The sequence below is a fragment of the Exiguobacterium sp. N5 genome (assembly GCF_025842465.1).
Lineage (GTDB): Bacteria > Bacillota > Bacilli > Exiguobacteriales > Exiguobacteriaceae > Exiguobacterium > Exiguobacterium profundum.
In genome coordinates this window covers 133,621-160,458 of the sequence record NZ_JAPAEP010000002.1, presented here as the reverse complement: position 1 = coordinate 160,458, position 26,838 = coordinate 133,621, and the positions used below count along the sequence as shown (strand labels likewise).

Annotated in this window: 34 protein-coding genes; 30 read left to right on the top strand and 4 right to left on the bottom strand. The window is 50.8% G+C overall.

From position 1 onward, the window contains the following. Positions 1-29 precede the first annotated feature (29 nt). Genes OKS35_RS11695 through OKS35_RS11680 form a run of 4 tightly spaced genes read left to right on the top strand, consistent with a single transcriptional unit; the run spans position 30 to position 2,995 of the window. Positions 30-704 (top strand): ABC transporter ATP-binding protein, encoded by a 675-nt coding sequence (locus OKS35_RS11695; RefSeq protein WP_078146062.1) that lies wholly within the window; start codon positions 30-32, stop codon positions 702-704. Continuing rightward, positions 701-1,708: an ABC transporter permease gene (locus OKS35_RS11690; protein WP_214757608.1), complete on the top strand. Its 1,008-nt coding sequence runs from the start codon at positions 701-703 to the stop codon at positions 1,706-1,708. The genes OKS35_RS11695 and OKS35_RS11690 overlap by 4 nt, the downstream gene beginning before the upstream one ends. Then, a complete protein-coding gene (locus tag OKS35_RS11685) occupies positions 1,705-2,316 on the top strand; it encodes an SAM-dependent methyltransferase (RefSeq protein ID WP_211781939.1) in 612 nt (203 codons plus the stop codon). Before OKS35_RS11690 ends, OKS35_RS11685 begins: the two co-directional genes overlap by 4 nt. Positions 2,317-2,332: 16 nt before the next feature. After that, the gene (locus OKS35_RS11680) at positions 2,333-2,995 is read left to right on the top strand and encodes an NAD(P)H-dependent oxidoreductase (RefSeq protein ID WP_015880376.1); all 663 of its coding nucleotides are present in this window, start codon (positions 2,333-2,335) and stop codon (positions 2,993-2,995) included. 38 nt (positions 2,996-3,033) lie between these two features. Here OKS35_RS11680 and OKS35_RS11675 read toward each other — a convergent pair whose 3' ends face one another. Together OKS35_RS11675 and OKS35_RS11670 are read right to left on the bottom strand one after the other, a co-directional pair. Further along, entirely contained in the window at positions 3,034-3,669 is a 636-nt protein-coding gene (locus OKS35_RS11675; RefSeq protein ID WP_264093126.1) for a nitroreductase family protein, read from the bottom strand. Beyond that, on the bottom strand, positions 3,666-4,112 hold the full coding sequence (locus OKS35_RS11670) for a MarR family winged helix-turn-helix transcriptional regulator (protein ID WP_078146066.1): 447 nt from the start codon (positions 4,110-4,112) through the stop codon (positions 3,666-3,668). The genes OKS35_RS11675 and OKS35_RS11670 overlap by 4 nt, the downstream gene beginning before the upstream one ends. A gap of 181 nt (positions 4,113-4,293) precedes the next feature. Here OKS35_RS11670 and OKS35_RS11665 point away from each other — a divergent pair, with 181 nt between their 5' ends. The 6 genes from OKS35_RS11665 to modB all read left to right on the top strand — a co-directional run bounded on the left by OKS35_RS11665 (position 4,294) and on the right by modB (position 10,453). Beyond that, positions 4,294-6,477 (top strand): malate synthase G, encoded by a 2,184-nt coding sequence (locus OKS35_RS11665; protein ID WP_264093125.1) that lies wholly within the window; start codon positions 4,294-4,296, stop codon positions 6,475-6,477. Then, positions 6,474-6,770, top strand: a complete 297-nt coding sequence (locus tag OKS35_RS11660; protein ID WP_031424308.1) for a hypothetical protein — start codon at positions 6,474-6,476, stop codon at positions 6,768-6,770. The genes OKS35_RS11665 and OKS35_RS11660 overlap by 4 nt, the downstream gene beginning before the upstream one ends. Before the next feature lie 75 nt (positions 6,771-6,845). Further along, positions 6,846-8,123 (top strand): isocitrate lyase, encoded by a 1,278-nt coding sequence (aceA, locus tag OKS35_RS11655; RefSeq protein ID WP_264093124.1) that lies wholly within the window; start codon positions 6,846-6,848, stop codon positions 8,121-8,123. Between the two features lie 145 nt (positions 8,124-8,268). Further along, complete coding sequence (gene ric, locus OKS35_RS11650) at positions 8,269-8,976, top strand: iron-sulfur cluster repair di-iron protein (protein WP_047795800.1); 708 nt, start codon at positions 8,269-8,271, stop codon at positions 8,974-8,976. Between the two features lie 107 nt (positions 8,977-9,083). Continuing rightward, on the top strand, positions 9,084-9,815 hold the full coding sequence (gene modA / locus OKS35_RS11645) for a molybdate ABC transporter substrate-binding protein (protein ID WP_015880383.1): 732 nt from the start codon (positions 9,084-9,086) through the stop codon (positions 9,813-9,815). Beyond that, the gene (gene modB, locus OKS35_RS11640; RefSeq protein ID WP_214784372.1) at positions 9,812-10,453 is read left to right on the top strand and encodes a molybdate ABC transporter permease subunit; all 642 of its coding nucleotides are present in this window, start codon (positions 9,812-9,814) and stop codon (positions 10,451-10,453) included. The genes modA and modB overlap by 4 nt, the downstream gene beginning before the upstream one ends. On the opposite strand, the gene OKS35_RS11635 is transcribed toward modB, so the two are convergent. Then, complete coding sequence (locus OKS35_RS11635; RefSeq protein WP_034780581.1) at positions 10,450-10,821, bottom strand: DUF3221 domain-containing protein; 372 nt, start codon at positions 10,819-10,821, stop codon at positions 10,450-10,452. The two genes, modB and OKS35_RS11635, sit on opposite strands and share 4 nt — an antisense overlap. A gap of 134 nt (positions 10,822-10,955) precedes the next feature. Here OKS35_RS11635 and OKS35_RS11630 point away from each other — a divergent pair, with 134 nt between their 5' ends. From OKS35_RS11630 to OKS35_RS11600, 7 genes are all read left to right on the top strand, one after another. Beyond that, entirely contained in the window at positions 10,956-12,083 is a 1,128-nt protein-coding gene (locus tag OKS35_RS11630) for an MFS transporter (protein ID WP_015880386.1), read from the top strand. Further along, positions 12,064-12,351, top strand: a complete 288-nt coding sequence (locus OKS35_RS11625; RefSeq protein ID WP_264093123.1) for a hypothetical protein — start codon at positions 12,064-12,066, stop codon at positions 12,349-12,351. The genes OKS35_RS11630 and OKS35_RS11625 overlap by 20 nt, the downstream gene beginning before the upstream one ends. Further along, positions 12,344-14,590 (top strand): molybdopterin oxidoreductase family protein, encoded by a 2,247-nt coding sequence (locus OKS35_RS11620; RefSeq protein ID WP_015880387.1) that lies wholly within the window; start codon positions 12,344-12,346, stop codon positions 14,588-14,590. Before OKS35_RS11625 ends, OKS35_RS11620 begins: the two co-directional genes overlap by 8 nt. After that, on the top strand, positions 14,587-15,129 hold the full coding sequence (locus OKS35_RS11615) for a 4Fe-4S dicluster domain-containing protein (RefSeq protein ID WP_015880388.1): 543 nt from the start codon (positions 14,587-14,589) through the stop codon (positions 15,127-15,129). The genes OKS35_RS11620 and OKS35_RS11615 overlap by 4 nt, the downstream gene beginning before the upstream one ends. 20 nt (positions 15,130-15,149) lie before the next feature. Then, positions 15,150-15,656: a ubiquinol-cytochrome c reductase iron-sulfur subunit gene (locus OKS35_RS11610; protein WP_015880389.1), complete on the top strand. Its 507-nt coding sequence runs from the start codon at positions 15,150-15,152 to the stop codon at positions 15,654-15,656. Next, positions 15,646-15,849: a hypothetical protein gene (locus OKS35_RS11605; protein WP_214784363.1), complete on the top strand. Its 204-nt coding sequence runs from the start codon at positions 15,646-15,648 to the stop codon at positions 15,847-15,849. The genes OKS35_RS11610 and OKS35_RS11605 overlap by 11 nt, the downstream gene beginning before the upstream one ends. A 110-nt stretch (positions 15,850-15,959) precedes the next feature. Then, on the top strand, positions 15,960-16,652 hold the full coding sequence (locus tag OKS35_RS11600) for a Crp/Fnr family transcriptional regulator (protein ID WP_214775466.1): 693 nt from the start codon (positions 15,960-15,962) through the stop codon (positions 16,650-16,652). On the opposite strand, the gene OKS35_RS11595 is transcribed toward OKS35_RS11600, so the two are convergent. Next, positions 16,653-17,165, bottom strand: a complete 513-nt coding sequence (locus tag OKS35_RS11595; protein ID WP_264093122.1) for a hypothetical protein — start codon at positions 17,163-17,165, stop codon at positions 16,653-16,655. Positions 17,166-17,387: 222 nt separating this feature from the next. On the opposite strand from OKS35_RS11595, the gene OKS35_RS11590 reads away from it, so the two are divergent. The 13 genes from OKS35_RS11590 (at position 17,388) to OKS35_RS11530 (ending at position 26,810) form a co-directional block, all read left to right on the top strand. Next, positions 17,388-18,704: an MFS transporter gene (locus OKS35_RS11590; protein ID WP_211781932.1), complete on the top strand. Its 1,317-nt coding sequence runs from the start codon at positions 17,388-17,390 to the stop codon at positions 18,702-18,704. Positions 18,705-18,767: 63 nt separating this feature from the next. Further along, entirely contained in the window at positions 18,768-19,775 is a 1,008-nt protein-coding gene (moaA, locus tag OKS35_RS11585) for a GTP 3',8-cyclase MoaA (protein ID WP_074035052.1), read from the top strand. Positions 19,776-19,780: 5 nt separating this feature from the next. Continuing rightward, positions 19,781-20,284 (top strand): molybdenum cofactor biosynthesis protein B, encoded by a 504-nt coding sequence (locus tag OKS35_RS11580; protein ID WP_214784613.1) that lies wholly within the window; start codon positions 19,781-19,783, stop codon positions 20,282-20,284. Continuing rightward, positions 20,281-20,829: a molybdenum cofactor guanylyltransferase gene (locus OKS35_RS11575; protein ID WP_264093121.1), complete on the top strand. Its 549-nt coding sequence runs from the start codon at positions 20,281-20,283 to the stop codon at positions 20,827-20,829. The genes OKS35_RS11580 and OKS35_RS11575 overlap by 4 nt, the downstream gene beginning before the upstream one ends. Continuing rightward, a complete protein-coding gene (glp, locus tag OKS35_RS11570; protein ID WP_015880397.1) occupies positions 20,829-22,064 on the top strand; it encodes a gephyrin-like molybdotransferase Glp in 1,236 nt (411 codons plus the stop codon). The genes OKS35_RS11575 and glp overlap by 1 nt, the downstream gene beginning before the upstream one ends. Then, positions 22,040-22,516 carry a molybdopterin-guanine dinucleotide biosynthesis protein B gene (gene mobB, locus OKS35_RS11565; RefSeq protein ID WP_015880398.1) on the top strand — a complete coding sequence of 159 codons (477 nt, stop codon included), beginning with the start codon at positions 22,040-22,042 and terminating at the stop codon, positions 22,514-22,516. Before glp ends, mobB begins: the two co-directional genes overlap by 25 nt. Beyond that, positions 22,494-22,949, top strand: a complete 456-nt coding sequence (locus tag OKS35_RS11560) for a molybdenum cofactor biosynthesis protein MoaE (protein WP_015880399.1) — start codon at positions 22,494-22,496, stop codon at positions 22,947-22,949. The genes mobB and OKS35_RS11560 overlap by 23 nt, the downstream gene beginning before the upstream one ends. Next, positions 22,946-23,173, top strand: coding sequence for a MoaD/ThiS family protein (locus tag OKS35_RS11555; protein WP_015880400.1), 228 nt, complete (start codon positions 22,946-22,948; stop codon positions 23,171-23,173). The genes OKS35_RS11560 and OKS35_RS11555 overlap by 4 nt, the downstream gene beginning before the upstream one ends. 3 nt (positions 23,174-23,176) lie before the next feature. After that, positions 23,177-23,641, top strand: a complete 465-nt coding sequence (moaC, locus tag OKS35_RS11550; protein ID WP_015880401.1) for a cyclic pyranopterin monophosphate synthase MoaC — start codon at positions 23,177-23,179, stop codon at positions 23,639-23,641. Next, a complete protein-coding gene (locus tag OKS35_RS11545; RefSeq protein WP_214691349.1) occupies positions 23,638-24,648 on the top strand; it encodes a ThiF family adenylyltransferase in 1,011 nt (336 codons plus the stop codon). Before moaC ends, OKS35_RS11545 begins: the two co-directional genes overlap by 4 nt. An 18-nt stretch (positions 24,649-24,666) precedes the next feature. Then, complete coding sequence (locus tag OKS35_RS11540) at positions 24,667-24,834, top strand: hypothetical protein (RefSeq protein WP_160300237.1); 168 nt, start codon at positions 24,667-24,669, stop codon at positions 24,832-24,834. 216 nt (positions 24,835-25,050) lie between these two features. Beyond that, entirely contained in the window at positions 25,051-26,376 is a 1,326-nt protein-coding gene (locus OKS35_RS11535) for a PepSY-associated TM helix domain-containing protein (protein WP_264093120.1), read from the top strand. Next, positions 26,373-26,810 carry a hypothetical protein gene (locus OKS35_RS11530; protein ID WP_159563288.1) on the top strand — a complete coding sequence of 146 codons (438 nt, stop codon included), beginning with the start codon at positions 26,373-26,375 and terminating at the stop codon, positions 26,808-26,810. The genes OKS35_RS11535 and OKS35_RS11530 overlap by 4 nt, the downstream gene beginning before the upstream one ends. The last annotated feature ends 28 nt before the right edge of the window (positions 26,811-26,838 follow it).

Below are 26,838 nucleotides of genomic sequence, written 5' to 3'. Positions count from 1 at the left end.
TGGCGACTTTTTCGTAAGGAGGACCCATCGTGGATGTGAAAATTGAACAAGCAGGATACGAGATAAACGAGCCCGTCATCCAAGACATTTCGTTTGATGTACGGGCAGGTGAGATTTTAGGGGTGATTGGGTCGAATGGTGCGGGAAAAACGACTACCATCGCCTGTCTTACCGGAACGATTCCTTGGATGAAGGGAACGGTCGAGATGGAACGCTATGCGTTTATCCCGGAACAACCGGTCTACTATGATTATTTGACGCTATCTGAACATATCGCACTCGTCCAAGAATTAACGGGAATCGATTCCACAGAAAAAACGGAGGAGTTGCTACAGCTATTCCGGTTAGAGCATGTGACCGATCGGTATCTCTCCTCTTTTTCAAAAGGGATGAAACAGAAGGCGATGATTCTATTGGCGCTCATTCAAGAAGCGCGGGTATTGATTGTCGATGAACCATTTATCGGATTGGATGCGACGACGACGATTCAGTTACTTCGACTGTTAGAAGCGGAGCGTACGAGGGGGGCAAGTGTCTTATTAGTCACACACGTTCTTGATACGGCCGAGCGATTATGCGACCGATTCGTATGGATTGATGATGGACAACTGCTCGCGAGTGGGACGAAAGTGGAGATTCGTGAAGCGCTCGATACAGAGGGGATGACCTTGTTTGACATGATGGAAGATGTGGCGATGCGATGATTGCGAAACGATTGTTTTGGATGCGTGTCTCCCGGTACATAAAACAGCAATGGAAGACGGTCCGATTGATTGTCGACTGGACGATTTTTTTATACGGTGTCCTTCCTCTTCTCATATGGGCAGGCTATTCCTACTGGCAAGTCTGGGAAGGGAACTTCCCCTGGTTGGGTGACATCCCTTATTTTCTCTGGGCACTTCTGATTGGATGGTTCATGTGGCAAGACCGTATGTTTGTCTGGATTGAGCGTGCCGATCTCATCCTTGTGTCAAACCGGAGCATGATTCGGGATTTAAAAAGGTATTCGGTTTGGTATCAACTTACGCAACACGTGATTCAATATGGATGCTATCTGCTGTTGCTTGCACCGATTCTATACGTAAAAGGAAGGGACGTGGGCGAGATTCTCGCGTTTGGGGCTGCACTTTTTCTACTCGCTTGGTGTCACGCATGGGTCCAGTATCATCTACGTCTCCGACACGCCCATCTCATGAAGCGATTTTTAATCGTACTCCTTGCTTTTGTAGGCGTGTATGCGTTATTGATTGAGTCGATATTGCTTAGTGTGTTGATCGGAAGCATCATGGTCACATTTGCGTTATACGTAGGGGAAGGATGGGTGTCGAAACATCCGAGTGTCGGTCGAGAAATTGAAATCGGAGAACGTGAGCGTGCCTCATTCGATCGTGTCCTGTTGACGACGTCAGGAGCCATCGAGAAGACGAGTGAGCGGAAACGTCCCCTGTATCGACCGAGACCGAATCGCTTCGGCACCGTCAGACGGACGATGGCACTCCTTATGTACTTTAGAACGCCGAGTCATCGGAATTTATGGTTTCGACTCATTCCGCTCGGGATCACGAGCGTGATTCTTCTCCCAAGTTGGTTCAAACTAGTGGTTCCGATTTATCTGTTGTATGTCGCCTATCAAGAACAGACGTCGTTCACGAGAGAAATGGAGCGACATCCATTCTTTCAATCCATTCAAGAAAGAGGTTCATCATGAACGAACAGCAGTATGAGCAACTGTTACAAATCGAGACGGCCAAACCTCAGCAAGGATTCCCGTCCTCAGCCGAGTATAACCGTTATGAACCGACTCCTTACGAAGCACTCGATTTGCTTCGGGATGCGTATCCGTTAGAGTCCACAGATACCATCGTGGATTTCGGTTCGGGAAAAGGACGTCTGCCGTTCTATTTAGCGTATACGTTTCGTGTCAGGGCAATCGGTGTCGAGATGGACGGTGGATTTCATGAGGAGGCACTTCAAAATTGGATGAGCTATACGAAGAAACATCGTAATCGGGGAAGTGTTCAATTGGAACAGGGATTCGCGGAGGGATTCATGATTCCACCGGATGCGAATCGATTCTACTTCTTTAATCCGTTCTCGGTGAACGTATTCCGCCAAGTGATTGCCAACATCATCGAATCTGTTGAAACGGTTCCTCGCCCGGTCGATGTGATTTTATATTATCCGGCGGATGAGTACCTCCATTATTTGAACGACGAGACGCCTTTTCAGTACGTACAAACGGTGCGATTGCCGCTGAAGAATCTTCATGAGCGATTTTTGATTTATCGGTTTGATATGATGGAGTCATCTTGGTAATGGAGGAGTGAGCACGATGAAAAAGAAAGACATTTTAGAAGCGTATCGTTGGCGTCAAGCGACGAAAGCGTTCGATGCGGATCGTAAAATCAAAGAAGAGGACATGGAGTTCATTTTAGAGACGGGACGTCTTTCGCCGAGTTCGTTCGGATTCGAGCCATGGCAATTCGTCGTGGTGCGTCGGGAAGATTTACTCCAAAAGATTAAAGATCATGCATGGGGAGCGCAAGGTCAGGCCCTGACTGCCAGTCACTTTGTGTTGATCCTCGCAAGAACACCGAAAGCCATGCGTTACGATGCAGACTATATTCGTCACATCGTGACGGGTGTACAGGGCCGGACGGAAGAAGAGTACGCACAGCGCGTGAAACGAGTGCAAGAGTTCCAGGAGAACGACTACCGTCTCTTAGACGATGAGCGTGTCTTCCAGGAATGGATCAAGCGTCAGACATATATCCCACTCGGAAACATGATGACTGCTGCCGCACAAATCGAAATTGATTCATGCCCGATTGAAGGGTTCAATCAAGAGGAGATTGATGAGTTGTTAATCTCAGAAGGTGTGATGGAACGTGGGGAATGGTCACTTTCAGTCATGGTCGCATTTGGGTATCGAGCGCGCGACTTTGCACCGAAAACACGTCGTGACTTTAACGAAGTCGTCAAATATATTGGATGAAAAAAAGGTCAATCGCCTCATCGATTGACCTTTTTGAATTATTTCCAGTCTGTGATGCGGTCGACTGGGAAGCGGACTGATGGATACCCTTCTTCTGCTGCTTTCCCGATTGAGAGAAGCATGACTGGAAGGTAACGTTCTTTGTCGAGGCCGAACGCTTCAGCGATGTTCGCTTTGTCGTATCCGCCGATTGGGTTTGTGTCATATCCGTGTGCACGTGCGACGAGCATGAGTTGCATCGCAACGAGACCTGAATCGAGCATGATGCTGTCCTTGATCATTTCTTTCGGTGCATCTTTGAAGATGCCTTTGATCATGTCGACTTGACGGTCGCGGACTTCAGACGGCATCATACCGCGCACTACCGCTGTATCGAAAATCTCTTCTGTGTAATCTGCCATTTGATAGTCGGCGAAGAGGGCGATGACAGCTGAAGATGTTTCCACTTGGCGTCTGTTGAAGCTTGCGAGTGGAAGGAGTGTTTCTTTTCCTTCTGCGCTATCGATGACGACGAAGCGCCATGGCTGTAAGTTAAGGGATGAAGGAGCTGTTGTCGCTTCTTCAAGAATTTGTGTCATTTCTTCTTTTGAGATTTTGACGTTCTCATCGTATACACGAATCGAGCGGCGTCCTTTGACAATCTCCATAAAGTCTTTTTGTGTAGCAGTGTTCATATTGTAGTCTTCCTTTCATGGTCAATAGTATCTTGTAACATCGTGAGTGATGCTAGTAACTGTTGTTGATCCTCTACCTTCATGTTGACAAAAAGTCGGTCCGTTAAGCACTCTTTTTGCTCAGTCCAATGTGCAATTTGTTCACGACCATCGTCTGTCAACTCAACATAGATGACACGGTTGTCTTGTTCACAGCGTCTCCGCGTGATGAGTCCTTGTGTCTCTAACTGTTTCAAGTGTCGGGTGATGGCGGCATGGTCGACATCGACGCGCTGTTGCAATTCACGTTGCCGCAATGGACCGACGTGATACAAGTTGCTCAAAATGTCGTAGCGACTCAAGCTGAGCCCGTCCATTTCAGAGTCGAATAATTGCCCTAATTCTTTTTGTACAGTGATGATGTGATAGAGAATTTGATCACGAAGCGAGCAAGAATCTCGCATGCACATCGCCTCCTCAAATCATTGATGACTCAATCATTGATGGGTCACACAATGTATAGTAAACCCATCCTGACGATATTTCAAATAAAAAGTTTTAAAAAATAGGTTGTCAAACTGTTATATAATAGTCTATATTATAACAAACTGATATATAACAATGATTAAAGGAGGATGTGAACGCTTGGAACACTATGAACGACTAGATAAGTATCATATTCATGAGAAACTGCTCGAATTTGTGAATAAAAACGTTCTTGAACCTCATGAAATCAATGATTTTTGGGAAGGGGTCGAATCGCTTCTAGAGCGTTTCATTCCAGTGAATCAGACACTTCTGGAGCAGCGCAAGACATTCGAGCGATTGTTACAGGAATGGTACAGTAGGCAAGACGAAGTCGATCCAATCGAATACGAGACATTTTTAACGTCGATCGGCTATATCGAACCGGTCGTCGAAGATTTTAATATCGACGTGTTGAATGTCGATCGCGAAATCGCTCATCAAGCGGGACCGCAACTCGTCGTACCGTTAGACAATGCCAGATATGCACTCAATGCCGCCAACGCCAGATGGGGAAGTCTCTACGACGCTCTTTATGGGACGGACATGATTGACGAGACAGACGGTATGGAAAAGGGGAGAGCATATAATCCCGTTCGCGGTAATGAGGTCATTCGGTTAGCGAAACAGTTTCTGGATGACACGTTTCCGCTACCATCAGGGTCGCACAAGGAAGTGACACGATACGTCGTTCGTGACGATGTCGCTTATGCGGTAATCGGGGACGACGAGCATTCGTTCGCAGATGATTCTTTCGTCGGTTACACCGGGGAACCGAACGAGTTGAAGACGTTGATGCTAAGGCACCATGCCTTACACGTTGAACTTCAATTCGACCGCGAGCATCCGATCGGAAAGATTGATCCTGCTGGACTGATGGACATCGAGCTCGAATCAGCCCTATCCGCAATCGTGGATTGTGAAGACTCGGTCACAGCCGTTTGCGCGGAAGACAAAGTTCATCTGTATCGTAATTGGCTCGGTCTAATGGATGGGACGCTTGAAGCCTCGTTCCAAAAGAATGGGAAGCGACTCTCTCGGCGCTTAAACGAAGATAAATGTTTGCTTGGAAAAGATGGAGCGGAAGTCACCCTCCCAGGACGCGCGCTCTTATTCATTCGGAACGTTGGACACTTGATGACGACGGACTTGATTCTTGATGCAGAAGGTCGCGAGGTACCAGAAGGAATCGTGGATGCCATCTTTACTTCATTGATCGCAAGTCGCCATCTTCATCGTCGTCTCAACTCTCGGGAAGGATCGATTTACATCGTCAAGCCGAAAATGCACGGCTCTGAAGAAGTGGCATTCACCAATGACCTGTTTGACGCCGTAGAAGATTTACTGGACCTTCCTCGCTATACGTTAAAAGTCGGCGTCATGGATGAAGAGAGACGAACGTCGCTCAACTTGAAAAATTGTATCGCGCAAGTAAAAGAGCGAGTCGTCTTCATCAACACGGGCTTCCTCGACCGCACGGGAGATGAGATTCATTCCTCGATGACGCTCGGACCAATGCGTCGGAAGGGGGAAATGAAGACGTCACCTTGGCTCGCTGCATATGAACGGTTGAATGTATCAACCGGTCTCGAGAGTGGGTTCCATCATCAAGCACAAATCGGAAAAGGGATGTGGGCGATGCCTGACCGGATGCAGGACATGATGCGTGAAAAAAGGGCACATGTACGCTCCGGGGCAACGACGGCATGGGTGCCTTCACCGACCGCGGCGACGCTCCATGCGATGCACTATCATCAACTCGATGCTTTTGATGTACAGCGAGAATTGATCAAGCAACCTCATTCGAAACATGAGAGACAACAACTCCTCGATATCCCGCTCGCGACGCGCATCTATTCGCAAGAAGAGATTAAAGAAGAGCTTGAGAACAACTTGCAAGGATTGCTCGGGTATGTCGTCCGTTGGGTCGAACAAGGTGTCGGTTGTTCGAAAGTGCCGGATATTCACCATATCGGACTGATGGAAGACCGGGCGACACTCCGTATTTCGAGTCAACACGTGGCCAACTGGTTGCATCACGGCATCTGTTCAGCAGAACAAGTCGAGGTCACCCTTTATCGGATGGCACGAGTCGTCGATGAGCAAAACGAGTCAGACCCGAATTATCGACCGATGACGCCGAACGTTAATCAGTCAATCGCCTATCAAGCCGCCCACGAACTCGTGTTTCATGGGTTGAAACAACCAAACGGGTACACGGAGCCAATCTTGCATCGTCGCCGCCGTGAATTTATGAAACGTCAAACTGTGGAGTTAAACCTTAAAGGAGGAACCTCATCATGACAACGAAAAAAATGGAAAGCGAACAGTTGATTGAACGTTGGGTCGTCCGCCGCATCGTATCTGGAGAATCGACAGCATCTTTGGCGAATACGGCATTCGTATACGGCAACGACTTGATGCGTCTCGTCTTGGACCGGACAGATGGGTCGCTCCAAATCATGAAAGAGCCGATCGATGAAGTTGTCGTTTTCCGCAAGCCGGAAGATCGGGACGAAGAAAATGTTTGCCGTTGCTGCGGGATGGAGCATTCGACGTTCAAGGCAGCATTGGAGTGTTGTGCTTACCTTGACTAAACCATTTGTTTTGCATCATCTGTTATATAACAAATTAAATTTATTGAAGTTAATATAATACAGGAGGGGTTATCGATGAAACAACGCGAAGAATTGGTGAACAGCTGGAAGTCAGAACGATTTGAAGGGGTAGAACGTCCATACTCTGTAGAAGACGTCATGAAATTACGAGGATCCATCGTGATTGAACAGACACTCGCGACAAAAGGAGCGGAACGCTTATGGCAATTGATGCACGAGCGTGACTACGTCCATGCACTCGGTGCGTTGACAGGGAACCAGGCGATTCAGCAAGTAAAAGCAGGACTCGAAGCCATCTATTTGAGTGGTTGGCAAGTAGCGGCGGATGCGAACTTGTCAGGTCACATGTATCCGGACCAGAGTCTATATCCGGCCAACTCGGTGCCAAGTGTCGTCAAACGAATCAACCAAGCGCTTCAACGTGCTGACCAAATTCAAACGGCAGAAGGGAAAGGCGACACGCATTGGTTCGCACCGATTGTCGCGGATATGGAAGCCGGTTTTGGTGGGGTGCTCAACGTATTCGAATTGACGAAGGCGATGATTGAAGCGGGGGCTGCCGGTGTTCATCTCGAGGACCAGCTCTCGTCTGAGAAGAAATGTGGTCACCTCGGTGGGAAGGTATTACTCCCGACGCAGACGGCTGTGAAAAACTTGATTTCGGCTCGACTCGCGGCAGACGTCATGGGTGTCCCGACAATCATCGTAGCGCGGACAGATGCGCACGCGGCGAACTTGATCACGAGCGACATCGACCCAATCGATCATCCGTTCATCATTGGAGAGCGTACGCCGGAAGGCTTCTATCGTACGGAAGCAGGTATCGAGCAAGCAATCGCTCGTGGTCTCGCTTATGCACCGTATGCAGACCTCGTCTGGTGTGAGACGTCCGAACCAGATTTGGCAGAGGCACGTCAATTTGCCGAAGCGATTCATGCGAAGTATCCAGGCAAACTTCTCGCTTACAACTGCTCGCCATCGTTCAACTGGAAGAAGAAGCTGTCAGACGAAGAGATCGCCACGTTCCAACAAGAAATCGGCGCAATGGGATACAAGTTCCAGTTCGTTACACTCGCTGGATTCCACGCGCTCAACTTCGGCATGTTTGAGCTCGCACGCGGTTACAAAGATCGTGGCATGGCGGCGTACTCGGAGTTACAGCAAGCAGAATTTGCGGCTGAAGTACATGGTTACACGGCGACACGTCATCAGCGTGAAGTCGGAACGGGTTACTTCGATGAAGTCTCGCTCGTCATCTCAGGTGGACAATCATCAACGACAGCGCTCGCAGGTTCGACCGAGACTGAACAGTTTGAAACACCGTTGCATTGAGCGATGCCCCTCGACAAGAGGGGTTTTTTGTGTCCAAATTTGGAACACCTGCATCCTGTTCACTTAAATGTGACGTATTTCACATTTTTGTTGTCGAACTCTTGCTACGCTGAACATGTCAAAATGAATATGGAGGTTATGACAGATGACACAGACATTCACGGGCGATACGCACGTATCTGAAATCGTCAAACAATGCCCGCAAGCGGCAGACATTTTCAAACGGAACCGAATCGATTTTTGTTGTGGCGGCAACCGACCACTCGCTGAAGCGACTGACAAATCGAAACGGTCGACGGAAGACATTTTAGAAGAAGTTAATGCGCTCTATCAACGCAAGCAAGAGATGAACGAGAAGAGCATCGATTGGGATGCCGCTTCTTCTTCGGAATTGATTGAGCACATCATTTATAAGCATCACCAATTTTTGACGGACGAATTGCCACAGCTCACACCATATGTGACAAAAGTGTTCCGGGTCCACGGACAAAATCATCTGCACCTCGGACGCATTCATCAACTGTTCAATCAATTGAAAGTGGAACTTGAACAACATATCGTCAAAGAAGAGACAGAAGACTTCCCGACGCTGCTTCGTCACGAGACCGCACCGACAGCTGAAACGAGACGGGAGCTTGATGACATCTTGGCCTCGCTCGAGTCAGAACATGCAGCAGCCGGGGACATTTTAAAAGAGTTGCGTCACATCACAAATGACTATACGCCGCCTGAAGGAGCGTGTGGGACGTATCGTCTTGTCTATCAACGGTTAGAAGCGCTCGAATCGGATACGTTTGAACACATTCATCTCGAAAACAACATTTTATTCCCGCGGGCGCGCGCGTTCGCTTAAGCAGTGGCACACCCCTACTTACGTAGAGGTGTCTTTTTGTGACGTTTGATACAGATGGGAGGCAAATCAAGCGCTACGATAAAGGGGAGGCAAAGGAGTGATTAATCATGAAACGGGTGAGTGAAGTCATCGTAGGGGTGACGGTCGCCTTATTACTAAGTCAAGTCTGGTCGAGTTCAGATTCGGAGGACACCGTGACCATTTTGGCGGCGGCAAGCTTAGGACCGGCTTTAGAAGCGGTCGAGCGACAACTTGAAGCAGAGTTCGATGGGATCGATGTTCGAGTCGTGACGAACGGGAGCGGCGCCTTGCGAGCACAAATCGATCACGGGTCTCCGGCAGATATCTTTTTAGCCGCGAGCGTTGATGATGTCGACCGACTACAAATCCCGATTCTAGAGCGGGATGCGTTCTTGTATAACGAGCTGTGGCTCGTGACACCGAAAGGGAAACCGTGCGCGGAGACATGGTACGACTTAAACGCATGTGCTCGGATCGTCATCGGTGACCCGGTCAATGTCCCGGCCGGTCGCTACGCGAAAGCGGCGCTAGAAGTGGAAGGCGTGTGGGAAGAAGTGGAACCGCGAATCATGTTCGCCCAGAATGTAAGACAAGTATTGACGCTCATCGAACAAGGCGATGCCAATGCGGGATTCGTCTATAAGACGGAACTGACGACGGACGTCGAGTCGCTTCAGTCGGTCCCGTTTGAAGCGACAGGTACGATCGCGTATCCGGCGGTCCGGTTGACGCACAACCCATACGTACACGATGTGTACGCGCGTTTGTTTGACGATGATATCCAAGCTCACTTTTTAGCGAAAGGATTTTCTAAATGACGCAACATCCACTTCAACTCACATTCGAAGTCGGGATGATGGCGACGGTGAGCGCCTTCGTCCTCGCCTTCGGAGCGGCTTATTTCATGCATCACCGTCAATTCAAAGGAAAGCGGCTGCTCGAGACGGTGTTTTTACTGCCGCTCATCTTGCCGCCGACAGTCATCGGACTATACGCCTTGATTGTCCTCGGGAACAACGGGATCGGCGGATTGTTACCGATTACGATCTTGTTCACGAAACAGGCGAACATCATCGCATCCGCCTTGGCCGCGTTTCCGCTCATCTACCAAACGATTCGTCTCGGTCTTAAACAACTCGATGCGGAATGGTATGAGGCCGGACGCGTGCTCGGTGGGTCAGAGCGCCAACTGTTCACCTACGTGACGATTCCGCTGCTGTTACCTGCGTTGACGAGTGGGTTTGTCCTTGGTTTCGCACGGTCAATCGGCGAGTTTGGGATCACGATGATGATTGCCGGAAATATCCCGGGCGAGACGATGACGCTCGCCACAGCGATTTATATGGCGACAATCAACGGAGATATGACCCAGGCGCTCGTCTGGAGCGGATGGTTGGTTGGTTTGGCGTTTTTAGTCCTCTGGCTGAGTGAACGTTATGGCAAGCGTTCATATTAGTCGATCACGTCGATTTTTTTCACATAAGACCGGTTCGGAGTATTTAAGATACTCGGACCGGTCTTTTTCCAAATGTGGACGTGGTCTCCGACAGTGATTTGCTCGAACGTGGCTTTCACTTGAAACTTGAACCAGCTTACGTCTTCCGGTTCACTTTGTGCGAACAAGGTGTCAGGAGAGAGCGTGGCCTCTTCTGCGGTAATTCCGCTGATGACGAGTGCGGTGCGGTCAGATTCATTTATTTCAATCACATACCCCTCGACATCTGGTTCGGTCGTCGCTCGATTGGCGAAGACGAAACCGATGGAAAAGACGACGAGCATGGCCGCGATGGTGAGGAATAACATGATTTTAAGCGATGATTTCATAAGGGAACGCCTCCTTCGTTCATTATTCTGTCACGTCTCGAATCGCTTATCTGTGAAAAAAGTAACAGTTAAGTCGAGATGTCATCTTTATGATGAAACTATGAAGTCGCTCGGAAAGAGAAGGGGGAACACATATGTCCGATCGTTATTTTTATTCGACCGCCGCAAAGTGGTCGTTCGTAGGATTCACCGTCTTGGTGCTCTCGACATGGATCGCCTCGGCAGGATTTGAGCACGTAGACATGGCGCTGTTCGGCTACTATATCGCCGCCGTCATTTGCATGATTGGGATGGTCGTCCGCTTGACGTTATTTTTTGCACGGCCGGCCACCTCACAAGTATTGAAGCGGAGCCTCAAACAAATGAAGGCAGAAAAGAAACGGGCCGGTAAAGCCGTCGCCACGACAACTGTCAATAACATCGTCTTACAGAAGTTCATCTGGGAACGTGGTTGGTACCGCTGGACCCAACATATGTTGATTGCCTGGGGATGTCTCGGGTCGTTCGCCATCACATTCGGGCTGACGTTCCAATGGATGCGGTTTGATTTGATTGATATCGAGACGTATCAGATTGTCGTCTTTAACATCCCGACCATCAAGATGGCTGCGCACGGGTTGTTCGCGGAGCTCGTCTATAACGGGTTGAACATCACCGCGCTCATGTTGCTCGTCGGCGTGCTCATGGCACTCTATCGCCGAATCAACGACCAGGACGTGAAAGTGACCCAGCGGTTCGAATTTGATATTTTACCGCTCCTCATGTTGCTCATCGTCACTGTCTCGGGATTGTTGTTGACCGTTTCGTACGTGTTCTTCGGAGGCTTCATCCATCACGAGCTCGCCTTGTTCCATCAATTGACCGTCATCATCTTTTTATGTTACTTCCCGTTCGGTAAACTGTTCCACTTGCCGGTCCGACCGATGGCGGCCAGCGTCCCGATGAACTACCGGGAAGTCGAAGCGGATGAGACCCGTGTCTGCGCCGGGTGCGGGACACGTTATGCGACGGACAATCAAGTCGAGGACGTCCAAGCGATTTTGCAAGCACAGACGATCCAGCTCGGGCTCAGTGACGGGACCCAGCTCTCCGATTACTGCCAACCGTGTCGACGTTCGATGCGTGTGAAGATGCAATTGAACTTGATGAACGGACAGTTACCGACACACCCGGTCGATACGAACACAGGCATGTCGATGCCAGGATTCGGCCGACCGAAGGAGACGAAAGGTGAGGCAAAAGATGAGACACCTGTGCGTTAAGTGCGGCGAACCGACCGGCACGCTTGAAGAGATTGAACAAGTGAAACAATTGCTCGAAGGGTCGGACCAACTCGTAAAAGTCGATGCGGCGCACACGGTCCAAGACCTCTGTCACGGCTGTCGTCGTCGGGCCCGGCTCGATTCGGCGCTCGGACGGCCTGGAAGTGACGGGATGCATTATCCGCTTCAAACGATTAACGGCTATCACGTCAGTGGATTTTCAAAACGAAGAGCGGTAACGTTCTATGGAGGGGAAGACGATGAGTGACTTTTTAACGTCGCCAGAAGTACAGAACTTAATCAAACCAGGCGAAAAATTGATTACAACCCATTGCTGTTACTGTGGCATGCAGTGCGGCATGCATATCCGGGTCGATGAGAAAACCGGGGCCGTCAAAGGCGTTGAACCACGCTACGATTTCCCGGTCAACAAAGGAAAACTTTGTCCGAAAGGCGTCACGGCCTATCAAACGATCGAACATCCGGACCGCATCATGACTCCGCTCATCAAACGGAACGGCAAGTTTGAGAAAGCGACATGGGAAGAAGCACTCGACGTGATCGAAGCAAACTTTAAACGCATTCAACGAGAGCATGGGAAAGATGCGGTGTCCGTCTTCGGCGGCGTCTCGATGACGAATGAAAAATGTTACCTCGTCGGGAAGTATGCGCGGGTCGCACTCGGCACACGGTTCATCGATTACAACGGTCGCTTCTGCATGTCGTCAGCTGCCGGCGGTTTCTTAAAGACACTTGGGATTGACCGCGGAGCGACGCTTCCGTGGACGGAGTTCGAGCACGTCGACACATTCTTTGTCGCCGGTTCGAATATCGCCGAATGTCATCCGACGACGACGCAACATATTTGGAAGGCGAAAGACAAAGGCGCGAAAATCATCGTCGCCGACCCGCGTGAAATTCCGATGGCGCGCGTCGCCGATGTCCATCTCGATTTGAAGCCAGGGACGGATGCGGCGCTTGCGATGGGACTGCTCAACTTTTTAGTCGAACACGATTATGTTGATCAAGCGTACGTGGATGAGCGTTGCGATAACTATGAAGAGTTGAAAGCGTCGGTCCGAGACTGGACGCTCGAACGGACGAGTGAGGTGACCGGTGTCGCCATCGAAAAACTCGAGAAGGCCGGTCATATTTATGGGAAGAGCCCACGTTCGGTCATGTTGTTCGCTCGCGGCGTCGAACAACAGTCAAAAGGCGTCGACAATGTCTCGCTCTATACGTCGATGGCGCTCTTACGAGGCATGATTGGGAAGTTTGCTTCGGGCGTCGCCACGATGACGGGGCAAGGGAACGGGCAGGGTGGACGAGAACATGGACAAAAAGCAGACCTGTTACCAGGCTACCGAAAATTAACTGATCCGAAAGCCATTGAATATGTGAGCGGGGTTTGGGGCATCGATCCTTCCGAGATGCCAAAACCAGGTGTGTCCGCGTTCGAAATGTTCGATGAGATTCAAGCGGGAACGATTCGGGCGATGCACCTCATGTGTTCGAACCCAGCCGTTTCGGCACCGAACCTTCCGTACGTGTGGGACAGTTTCAACAAACTCGATTTCTTCGTCGTTAGTGACTTCTTCATGTCGGAATCTTGTGAGTTCGCTGATGTCGTCTTACCGGCTTGTTCGTGGGCCGAAGACGAAGGGACGACGACAAACTTAGAAGGACGAGTCATTCGGATCCGGAAAGTGCGCGAACCGCTCGGGGATTCGCTTCCAGACTGGGAAATCATGAAGCGGATCGCTGAGCGGATGGGACGCGGACAGTACTTCCCGTATGAGACGGCGCGTGACATCTGGGAAGAGTTCCGCATCGCGACGAAAGGTGGAGCGGCTGACTACTCTGGGATCACATGGGAACGAATCGACGACGAGTATGGTGTCTTTTGGCCATGTCCGTCCGAAGATCATCCCGGCACACCGACGATGTTCAAAGAACGGTTTGGAACGGCGAATGGAAAAGCAAATTTGCCTGTCGTCACATATCGGCCGGCCGGTGAATATGCGAATGAAGAATATCCGGTCACGCTCACGACAGGTCGGGTCGTCTTCCATTACTTATCGGGCAATCAGACGCGCCGTGTCGACTTCTTGAGCACGATGTCAAAACTGCCGTTCGTGGAGATCCATCCGGAGTTAGCATCAAGTTATGGCCTTCAAACGGGCGACAAAGTCGAGCTTCGCACACGTCGCGGGTCGATTGTCGTCGAAGCACGTTTGACGAAGGCGATTCGAAAAGATACGGTCTTCGTCCCTTATCATTGGGGCAAGGAGCTTGCCATCAATCAATTGACGAACCCGTGTCTCGATCCGATGTCACGCATGCCGGAGTTCAAGGTATGTGCGGTACAAATGAAAAAGTTACCGGCCAACACCCCGTTACACATTAATCCGTTGACGGTCCCGCTCGGATCAAGCGTGCCGTTCATGGCGGACCATGCGATTGCGACGAGCTGTCACGTCATGGATGAGGAGGTTCATACGAAATGAATAAGGTCATGTATTTAGAGTTTGAACGTTGTATCGGCTGTCGGGCCTGTCAGGCAGCTTGCCGCGAATGCGGGGACCACGAGGGGCTCGAGCGCAACTATGTGGATTATATCGATTTCTCGGAGAACCGTCAGACGTTCCCGATGATCTGTATGCAGTGTAAAAATCCGGCTTGTGCTCAAGTATGTCCGGCGAATGCGATTCAAATCACGCCAGAGGGCGTCGTGTTATCGGCTTCAGAAGAAAAATGTATCGGCTGCCGGAACTGTACGTTCGCTTGTCCGTTCGGGATTCCGAAGTTCGACTTTGAGAAGAATAAGATGTATAAGTGCGACATGTGTTACGACCGCTCCAAACATGATATCGCGCCGATGTGTGCGTCGGTTTGTCCGTCGGATGCGATTCGCTTCATCGACCATGACGAGATGATGCAACTCCGTCGTCAACGCGTCCAAATGAACATGATCGAAGGGAAAAAGCCTTCGCAAGACGATAAATGGAATTACGTCCCTGAATTCTTTGGCGTCTATTCCGATTGAGATGGAAAGGAAGATGACTTATGTCGAATGAATCAAAAGACCGGGAACGCTTATCCGAACTCGTCGATAACTTGAGTCGGGCCGATGACGTGAAACTGAATCGACGGGCGTTCATCAAATCAACGTTCGGCGCAGGTATCGCACTCGGTCTCGCGACTATCCCGTTCAATATCGCGGCCTTCGTTCGAAGCGAGCCGAGAACCGACCGTCAGTTCATCACGACGGTCGAGGCGCTAGAGCGCGGGAAATCACTCGAATTTGAATATCCGGGTACGGAACCATCGTTGCTCGTTCATTTAAAGAATGGTGAATTCGTCGCCTATAACAACAAATGCACTCATCTGCAGTGCCCAGTGTTTTATGTGGAGGAAGAAGATGTTCTTCTTTGTCCGTGCCATCGTGGTTACTTCGGTGTCGACGGCCAACCACAGGCCGGTCCGCCGCAGCGGGAACTCCCTAAAATCTTGCTTGAAATCGAGAACGGGAAGATTTTTGCGGTCGGAAGAGAGATTCATCATGGGGCGTAACGGTTGGAGTTTAATCGGATTGGTCATATTGCTCGCGACGAACATGATACTCTTGCAATATACAATTGAGAGCTACATGGTGTATGATCACGCCTCGATGCGACTGTATATGATCATCGCCGTCATCAATGTCGGATTGATCGGCTTATTATATCGATATTGGAAAAAAATTGAATATCGTATGAAAGAATAGTCCTCCCCTTGAAACGCTTCCAAATGTTGATTGCGTTTCGAGGGGGTTTGTGTTTAGAATGAAGGCAAGCTTTCATATGGCGCAACGTGTTTTAAGGAAGGTCGGTGGAAATGGCTCATTCAACTAAAGCGATGGTGCTCGAGGAAACAAAAAAATTGGCACATCGAATCATTCATGTCCCAAAAGGCGGTTTTCTGTTCCGAGAACAAGAAGACGCAGCTGAATTTTATATTGTAAAGAGTGGACTGATTCAAATTTCGAAATTGACGGAAAATGGAAAAGAATTGACGTTACGTTGTTTAAGCGCTGAGGCTTGTTGCGGAGAGTTGACGTTATTCGCAATCGAACCAAAATATTTATTTAACGCCAAGGCGTTAGAAGATAGTGAAATTTATGCGGTCAAAATCGAGCGTATTGAAACGATGATTTTGTCGTCGAACCCGGAATTCGTCCGCGAGTTCATGGTCATGATCAACGAACATATGCGGAAACAGCATACGAAATTTAGAGACTTGGTGTTGAACGGGAAAAAAGGAGCGCTCTACTCGACGCTCATTCGTATGGCGAACAGCTATGGGGTGGAAGTCGAAGACGGCATTCTCATCGACTTGAAACTGAAAAACCAAGAGCTCGCCAATTATTGCGGGACATCGCGTGAACGCGTGAATCGCATGTTGAACGAGCTCGCCCAAGAAGGAATTATTTCACTCCCTTCCCGTCAAATCATTATCCATGACCTCGACCGGTTGAAACTACTCAACCATTGTGAGGACTGTCCGGTCTCGGTCTGTGTCATCGATTGATTACATTATGGCGGCAAGCGATAGCTCGCCTTCAAAATGCTCCAATCCATCGGCCTCGATTGTACAGGCCGATACATAAAACTCGCCATCTTCCATCAACTCATAAGACCGGAGCACGCCTTCGGCTAGCTTGATCCCGTTGGCGCGGACCTCGACGACGACACCTTCCATCGAGCGGACACGCGCTGCGGACAAAAAGTCGAGCCATCGTTTGAAATGGCGATAAACGGTGACCGTGGTCCCGTCCCCTAAGTAACCGATGACTGCCTGTGCGTCATCGATCGTCACGTCATGGTGAGTGTCGATCCGAACGAGCGAGGTGTGCAGCGCTTCTAGTTCTTCTAAAGGACTTTCAAGTGGGAATGTGATATCGAGCCCCGTCTCGGTGAACGCAGCCTCGGCAATCGCGACGCCGAAGACACGGAACACGTGGGCCCCGTCTTGACTGAAGAAATATGGTTGTAGCGCCAAGCGAACTTTGGGCGCACAGTGGATTTGAATGAGATGTGACAAATTAATCCCTCCTCTATTCCTTATCGTAAGGAATCGGGGAGGGTTTTTCTGTGTTCAATGTCACAGAAACAAAAGATAGGCGATTTTGTCACAGATTGATGACAGGGTGAGAAAAAAACTCAAGATGCGAAATAAGTGTGAAAGAAGGCACACTTTTTTAAGAGGACGGTCGATAGGATGGGATTAGGGTACGAATTGAACCGTTAAGAGGAGGAATAGACCATGCAACAATTAGACAAAGGGTCACACGCACTCGCCGAGTGGAAGCCAGAGGATGTGGGATTTTGGGAAGGAACGGGAAAACAAGTCGCCAATCGGAACTTGCTCGTTTCGGTCCCGGCACTGACGCTTGCATTCATCGTCTGGCAAATGTGGTCGGTCGCAGCCGTCCAATTGAATTCGATCGGGTTTAGCTTTACGCAAGGCCAGTTGTTCACGTTGGCCGCACTGCCTGGACTTGTCGGGGCGACGTTGCGCTTTTTCTATACGTTCGCAAACAGTATATTCGGCGGTCGGAACTGGACGATCTTCTCGACATCGATTTTGTTGTTGCCGCTCCTAGGCATCGCCTATGCCGTTCAAAACGTCAATACGCCGTATTGGGTATTCATGATTTTGGCCGCACTTTGCGGACTAGGCGGCGGAAACTTCTCGTCATCAAACGCCAACATCGGCGCGTTTTATCCGAAAGCGAAAAAAGGGACGGCGCTAGGGATTAACGGAGGCATCGGGAACTTGGGCGTCTCGCTCGTCCAATTGATCACACCGCTCGTCATCACGACAAGTATTTTCGGGTTCATCGGCGGGAACGCCCTCGTGACCGAGACCGGCGAAGAGATTTGGCTTCAAAACGCCGCGCTCCTTTGGGTCGTGCCGACCATCATTTTGACGGTCTGCGCATACTTGTTCATGGATAACTTACCGACCGCTCGTCAATCGCTTCGTGAACAGGCGAGCGTGTTTAAAGACAAACATTTTTGGATTCAAACATTGCTCTACACGGCGGCGTTCGGTTCCTTCATTGGATATGCCGCAGCGTTCCCGATGATTTTAAAGTTAAAGTTCCCTGAGTCGGACTTGATGGCGCTCGCCTTCCTTGGTGCATTCCTTGGCGCCTCTTCGCGTCCGTTCGGGGGCTGGATCAGTGATAAGATCGGAGCGGCCAAAGTGACATTGATCGTGTTCGGAATCATGGCGCTCGGTACGATCAGTGTCATCATGGCCATCACGAACAGCAACTTGACGATGTTTTTCATCTCCTTCGTCGTCTTGTTCATCGCAACAGGACTCAACTCTGGAGCGACGTTCGCGATGATTCCCCACGTGTTCGTGGCGACGAAGACACCGGCCGTCGTCGGATTCTCGGCAGCGTTTGCTGCTTACGGCGCATTCTTCATTCCGAAGATGTTCGGTTGGTCGCTCGAGCTCGTCGGTTCGTTCAACGGTGCGTTGTTCGTCATGCTAGGGCTCTATGCGATCTCGATTGCCACCACAATTTATTATTACTTGCGCAGCGGTGCTGAGAAGCCGATTCGCTGACAAATCGACGCAGGGACTGTGAGGGTCCCTGCTGTCGTTGATGGATAGAAAGGATGAACCAAGATGACACCATGGACCGATCGACGGAGACGACCGTTGGAAGACTTACGCATCTCAGTCATTGATAAATGCAACTTTCGTTGCCGATACTGCATGCCGGAAGAAGCGTTCCGCCACCACCAATTTTTAAAACGAGATGAGTTGTTATCGTTTGACGAGATCGAGCGCTTCGTTCGCATCATCGCCCCACACGGCGTGAAAAAAGTGCGTCTGACCGGGGGCGAACCTCTACTCAGGCCGAATCTCGATGAACTGATTCGCCGCCTTCGCGCGGTCACGACCATCGAGACTATCGGGTTGACGACGAACGGCGTCTATTTAGAACGGATGGCGAAAGTGTTGAAGCAAGCTGGGCTCGACCGGGTCAACGTCAGTCTAGACGCCTTATCGGCCGAGACGTTCGGGATGATGAACGGACGCGGCACGTCGCCCGAGACGGTATTACGAGGAATCGATGAGGCGAAACGGCAAGGGCTCGAAGTGAAAGTGAACATGGTCGTCCGAAAAGGCTGGAACGATCATGAAGTCGCCTCGATGGCCGCTTATTTCAAAGAACGGAACATCACACTCCGTTACATCGAGTTCATGGATGTCGGCACGGCGAATGAATGGAACGTCGAACATGTCGTGTCGTCTGAATCGATTCTTGAGGTGTTGAAACAACGAAATGGATTACTTGAACCGCTTGCACCCGAAACACTAGGAGAAGTCGCGCAACGTTACCGTTACACGGATGGGGCGCAAGTCGGCTTCATCTCTTCGGTCAGCCAACCGTTCTGCGGAACGTGTACGCGAGGTCGCCTATCGAGTGACGGCAAATGGTACACGTGCCTGTTCGCAGAAGACGGGACCGATATCCGTGAATTGCTCCGCAGTGGGGCGAGCGATGAATTGATTGCCATGACACTAAAAATGGTATGGGAAGTACGGGACGACCGCTATTCGGAAGAACGGTCGCGAACTGGGAGTCGGACGCGAAACCGAATTGAAATGAGTTATATCGGAGGATGAAGACGATGCAAGCACACAACCATGTACATCAAAACACACAGCGTGTCCGGGCAGCGATTTTGACGATCTCGGATACGCGAACACTCGATACGGACGTGTCTGGCGAACATATTTGTACGCTATTAAAAGAAGAAGCACATACGGTCACATACCGTGAGATCACGAAAGATGACTCATTTGAAATCGAAGCGGCCGTCAGACGAATGGTCGCTGAGAAGATGGACGTCATCTTGACGACCGGGGGAACGGGCATCACGAAACGGGACGTCACCATTGAGACGATTCGACCGCTGCTTGACCGAGAAATGGTCGGCTTCGGCGAGTTGTTCCGTTATGTCAGCTTCACGGAAGATATCGGACCGGCGGCGATGTTGTCGCGAGCTTTAGCAGGACGCATCGGGGATACGATCATCTTTTCGATGCCAGGGTCGCGAGGCGCCGTCGACTTGGCGATGACTCGCTTGATTCTCCCTGAGCTCTCCCATATCGTCTGGGAAGCGACGCGATGATCGGCATCGTCTTGGCAGGCGGAAAATCGCGCCGGTTCGGATCCCCTAAATGGCAAGCCTGTTATGAGGACATCTCGTTTGAAGAGCGGGCGCGACAGACACTCGCTACAACGACGACGTCCCAATGGAGCGTCGTACCGGCCGGACAGTCGATGACCTCATATCAACTTGAAGATGACATGGAATGGCGCGGCATGGGACCGCTCGCCGGCATCATCACCGTCATGCGGCACGTCCCGTCTGATTGGTATGCCGTCTGTGCGTGTGATACGCCCTTGTTGCCGCCGACTGTTTACGAACGGCTTGCGACGGAACGCGGGAAGCAGCCGGTTGTCGCCTACGCAGATAATCGAATCCATCCGCTCATCGCCTTGTATCCCCGCTCGATACTGTCCCAGTTCGAAGCCGCTTTACGTCGAGGCGAACGGGCGGTCATGCTTCACTTGACAGAGGCGACAATCGTCTCGTTTGCTGAACGGGACTGGTTTAAAAATGTGAACACACCGAGTGATTATGAAGAATTGCTAGGAAAGGAAGTGGAGTAATGGAAAAGATGTCGACGCTATTTCGTAAGCCGCTCGCCGTTGACGAGGCGGTCATCCGTGTCCAAGAAGCGACGGGGAAAGGTCGGACGGAAACGGTACCGTTGTATCGAGCGAACGGCCGGATTTTAGCGATGGATCTCACTGCGACGCATGACGTTCCAGCATTTAATAAATCTCCGTATGACGGTTTTGCTGTCCAGTCCGCGGATTTGTTGAGAGCGAGCCGCGATGAACCGGTGACATTACCCATTCAATACGTTCAGGGAGCCGGACACGTCGGAGAACCGCTCCGCGCCGGCGAGGCGATTCGCATCATGACCGGGGCAAAAATTCCAGACGGAGTCGATGCGGTCGTCATGCTCGAGCTCGCACAAGCGGATGAACGAGTCGTGACGTTCAAGCGACCGGCCCGCGATGCCAATATTTCCTATCGTGGGGAAGATATGACGGCGGGGACGAATATCGTTGACCGAGGCACCCGCATTAATCCGGGCGTCATCGCCTTGCTCGCTACGTTCGGGTATGAGCAGGTCGACGTATACGTAAAACCGCACATCACCGTGTTTGCGACCGGTGATGAGCTCGTTGAACCGGGACAGAAAAAAACCGATGGGCAAATCTATAATTCGAATGCATATATGATTCTCGCTCAAATCGAGGCACTCGGTGGCGCGGCGACATATGGCGGTATCTTGCCGGATACGTTCGCTTCGACAAAGCGGGCGATTGACGAGGCACTTCGGACGAGTGATGCCGTCGTCACGACAGGCGGGGTATCGGTCGGAGATTTTGATTATTTACCGGATGTATATGAGGCGCTCGGGGCGACGGTGCTGTTTAATAAAGTTGGGATGCGGCCAGGGTCCGTCACGACGGTCGCGCACGTCGAACATCGGTTGTTGTTTGGATTATCCGGGAATCCGTCGGCGTGTTTTGTCGGAACGGAACTGTTTGTCGGCACGTATATGAAGACGTTATTCGGGCAAGCGGAGCGACCTGTCATCCAGGCGGAACTTGGTGTCGATTTCCCGAAAACGAATCCGTTCGACCGGTTCGTGCGTGGACATGTGACGATTGATGCGACCGGGCAGACGGTGGTTCATCCGAGCGGGAAAGACAAGTCGGGCATCGTCTCCTCACTCGCGACGTGTAACGCGTTGATTCATCTGCCAGGCGGAACGAGAGGGTTTCAAAAAGGGGACTCGGTGCGATGTCGAATCATCGATCAGCTTTGATTTTACAAGTGGTCGGCTATCAAAATAGCGGTAAAACATCGTTCGTTTCTGAGCTGACAGCACGCTTGTCGGCGACGGGGCTCCGTGTCGGTGTCATCAAACACCACGGTCACGGAGGGACGTTCGACTTGCCGATGACGGACTCGCATCGTCACGCGTTGGCTGGTGCCGTGCTATCGAGTGTGATCGGTGAAGACGGGACGTTAATCGAGTGGCAAGCGGTCGACACGTTTGAGTTGCTCCTCAACTGGTACGAGGCGCACGTCGACATCGTGATCATCGAGGGATACAAACGGAAAGATTATCCGAAAGTGGTGCTCGTGCGAGACGGGCATGAACAACCGGTCGATGTGACGAACGTGATCGCGCGCGGAGATTCCGTGGCAGACAAGGACCGGTTGATGCGTTTAGTGGAAAGGTGGATGGAGAATGAAATGGTATCAAGTGAATGAACATCCGCTCGAACCGATGGCGCTTTACGAAACGGTCCGGCATCGAAACGTCGGGGCGGTCGTGCTGTTTATCGGGACGGTGCGAGAAATGACGGGTTCCAAACAGACTGAGCTCTTGGAGTATGAATCATACGTACCGATGGCCGAGAAGATGCTCGAACAAATCGCGAAAGAAGTGGCGGAACGTTGGCCTGGTGCGTTGACGGCGATCCATCACCGGATTGGACGACTCGATATCATGGAAGAAGCGGTCGTCATCGCGACGAGTTCTTCCCATCGCGCCGACGCATACGAGGCGAATCGTTACGCCATCGAACGGATTAAAGAAATTGTCCCAATTTGGAAACGGGAGCATTGGACCGACGGCACGAAATGGATGGGTGATCAAAAAGAACAACACCCAGGACGCCCGGAAGGAGTGACGTACACATGATTGAGGTATTATGTTTTGCCCACGTGGCAGAAGAGTTGGCGGTCCGGTCCTATACCGTTTCGGCTCCACAAACAATCGCCGCCTTGCGAGCGGATTTGGCCGAGCGGGGCGTGTCGGGAGCGGAACGTCTCATGTTCGCGGTCAATGAGCGCTATGAGACGGACGAATATACGGTTGCAGACGGAGACACGGTCGCCGTCATTCCAATGGTGAGCGGAGGATAAACGATGGAACTGACACACATGAACGACCAAGGGCGGGCGCGGATGGTCGATGTCTCGGATAAACCGGAAACGACACGGACAGCTCGGGCCCGCACATCAGTTGAATTGAGCAGTGAACTGAAACAGCTCATCACGGATGGTGACCTTGCGAAAGGCGACGTGCTTGCTGTCGCCCAAGTGGCCGGGATTATGGCCGCCAAAGAGACGAGCCGCATCATCCCGATGTGTCACCCGCTCGCCTTGAAAAAAGTCGATTTAACATTCGAATGGGACGAGACACAGCTCATCATCGAGTCGTTCGTGAAGACGAAAGGTGATACCGGTGTTGAGATGGAAGCGTTGACGGCCGCATCGGTCGCAGCGTTGACCGTATACGATATGACGAAAGCGGTCGATAAAGGCATCGTCATCGGGCCGACATACTTGCTTGAGAAACAAGGCGGGAAGTCAGGGGACTACGTCCGATGACACATGTTCCGGAACGTTACGCGCGGCAGGCCCGGTTCCACGGTATCGGTGGGGACGGGCAAGAACGTCTGATGGTGAAACGAGTGCTCGTCGTCGGTCTCGGTGCGCTCGGAGCGGCCGTGAGCGATCAACTTGTTCGGGCCGGCGTCTCACTTATCCTCGTCGACCGCGACTATGTAGAGGTGACGAACTTACAACGACAGACGCTCTATACGGAACAGGACGCACGTGCCGAGACGCCGAAAGCGGTCGCGGCGCTCGAACGCCTGCGGACCATCAACTCAGACGTTGAGTTGGACGCGCAAATCGCCGACGTATCGTGGGATTGGCTTCGGCCTTTGCCGCCCGTTGATCTCGTCTTGGACGCGACCGATAACGTCGAGACACGTCTTCTATTGAACGATTTCGCACTCGAGCGCGGCATTCCGTTCTTGTTTGCCTCTTGTGTCGGGGCATACGGCATGAACTACACGGTGATGCCGGAAGAAGCGCCGTGTCTTCGTTGTCTCATGCGTCATTTGCCGCTAGCCGGTCAGACTTGCGCGACAGCGGGGGTGGTGGCTCCAATCGTGCAACATGTGGCGAGCCGTCAAGCCGTCGAGGCATTGAAATATTTGACGGGGCGTCCTGAAAAGATGGAACGTCGGCTCTTGATTGAAGACATGTGGGAAAACCAGTCGCAGCGACTCGATGTCGCACGGCTCGTCGACGTGTCTTGCCCGTCTTGTCAAACCCATGACTATCCGAGTCTCGTTTCGAATCGACAACAGACAGCGATCCTATGTGGGCGCGATGTCGTCCAAGTCCGTCGGTCCATCGAGGGTCTGGAACCAATCGCGCATCAACTCGAACGGGCGGACATCGCCGTGAAGCAGACACCGTTCACGTTGGAATGGCGATGGCGGAATCACCGGATGCTCTTGTTCAAAGACGGAAGGGTTCTCGTCCATGGCGTTGACGATGCGCATGTCGCGGTCGCGATGGTCGATGAATGTCTTGGTACGTAATTCATCGCATCATAGAGCTTGTTTCTCCCTAAAAAAATACAAAATGATACAACAATTTCTGCGACACGTCACCAACGTGAAGTCGGAACGGGTTACTTCGATGAAGTCTCGCTCGTCATCTCAGGTGGGCAATCATCAACGACTGCACTGGCTGGGTCGACAGAAGCAGAGCAGTTCACAAATTGATCATATTTTGGAGACGCCAACTTGTTGGTGTCTCTTTCTTTATGTGAAAGTATGTGAGATAGATTGATGAATATGTGATAAAAAGATGAACCAAAGTTCATTTTCACTTCTCCAATTCGACGAATAGTTGTCACAAATAGTAAGAATAAACCGTTTCCATTCCTTGTATACTCAATCTGTTCACAAGTTGGACACAATGATAAAGGGGGAAGCATCATGCAAGGGGAACGATTGAATAAACGCAACGCTTGGTATCAAGCGGTATGGCGTTGGCACTTTTATGCAGGTCTCATATTTGCACCAATTTTTATTATCCTGGCTGTGACAGGAAGCATTTATTTATTTGAACCGCAAATAACGAAGATGCAATACAAAGACATGATGACGGCAACTTTCGCGGAAGAACAGCCGATTGAAGTCCAAAAAGAATCATTCATGACGGAATATCCGGATGCGATGATCACATCGATTCGTTTGCCGGATGAAGGCGAATCGACTCGAATCGGTTGGATGAACAAAGACGAGATGATGTATACATATATTCATCCGGAAACTACAGAAGTTTTAGGAACGCGGTCTGCTGAAGGTAGCATGGATTTATTAGTTGTGATTCATGGCACACTATTAGGTGGTCAAATCGGGAACTGGGTCGTCGAACTCGCGGCGTCCTGGGCAATCATTCTTCTTATTACGGGGACATTCTTGTTTTGGCCGCGTGGTAAGAATCCGCTTCGGATGCTTATGCCGAAGCTTGGGAAAGGACGACAGTGGTGGAAGCAGATGCACGGTAGCGTCGCTTTGTGGTCATCGCTAGGCCTCGTGCTCATTATCAGTTCAGGGTTGGCTTGGTCATCCGTTTCGGGTGCGATGTTGCAGTGGGTTTCCTCGTCGACAAACACGGGAGCACCGATGTATGCCTATGCGTTTGGCGCCAAGCCGGAATCGACCGTGACGACAAAAGAGGTGGCAGAAGACGTACCTTGGGCGACCCAAGCAGATCTCGTTCCAACGTCTTCTCCAAGTACGCTGTTGCCGATTGATTTAAATCAGGTGGTGAACAAGTCCACGATTGATCGACCGTACACAATCTCGCTTCCGGAAGGCGAAACAGGCGTCTATACTGTCACATCGGCAGCAGGTCATCCATTTAAAGAATCGACGGTGAACTTAGATCAATATAGTGGTGAAACACTCAGCTCTGTGACATACGCAGATTACGGGATTCTCGGAAAACTGATTACGGTTGGAATCGCGTTCCATGAAGGTCGCCTGTTCGGTTTACTCAATCAATTGGTCGGTGTCGCGCTTTGTCTAGGTCTCATTTTCGTGGTCATCAGCTCGTTCATGATGTGGCGCAAACGAAAAGTCGGATCCATTGAACAGATGAAGCGGTTTGAGGACGAACGCATTAAACGAATCGTCGGTATCTTGATTTTACTTCTAGGTGTGACATTACCGCTCGCAGGAATCAGTATTCTTGTCGTTCTCCTATTTGATTGGTTGATTGGTCGCCGGAAGTTGAAAGCGGAGGTGGCAGCATGAAACGATTTAAAGCAGTCATTCCTGTCATCCTAGCGACAATTTGGTTAAGCGCGTGTCAACTTCAACCAGTAGAACGCACCATTGATCCGATTGGGATTCAACTGATCGTACCTGAACGTATAGAAGTTGGCTCGACGACGCTTGCGATGAAAGTATCGAATGATGAACGTGTGACGGAAAGCCATATTCAAGTCACGCCTTACGATTCGGAAGAGACCCGGACGTATGAAGTGACAGAAAAGGATGGCTATCTCGTGACGAGCGTGAAACTCGATCAGGGAATCTACCAAGTGAACGGCATGGTCCATGAAGGGCAGAAGGTCTATACGCCGTCCGCATGGATGATTGTCGGTGATGTACCGCAAGACCAAATCGACCAATTGCAGCAACCAATCGTTCACTCACACGACCATGGTGGTGAACATCAGCATTAAAAAAAAGTAACCGTTGCGTATGCAGCGG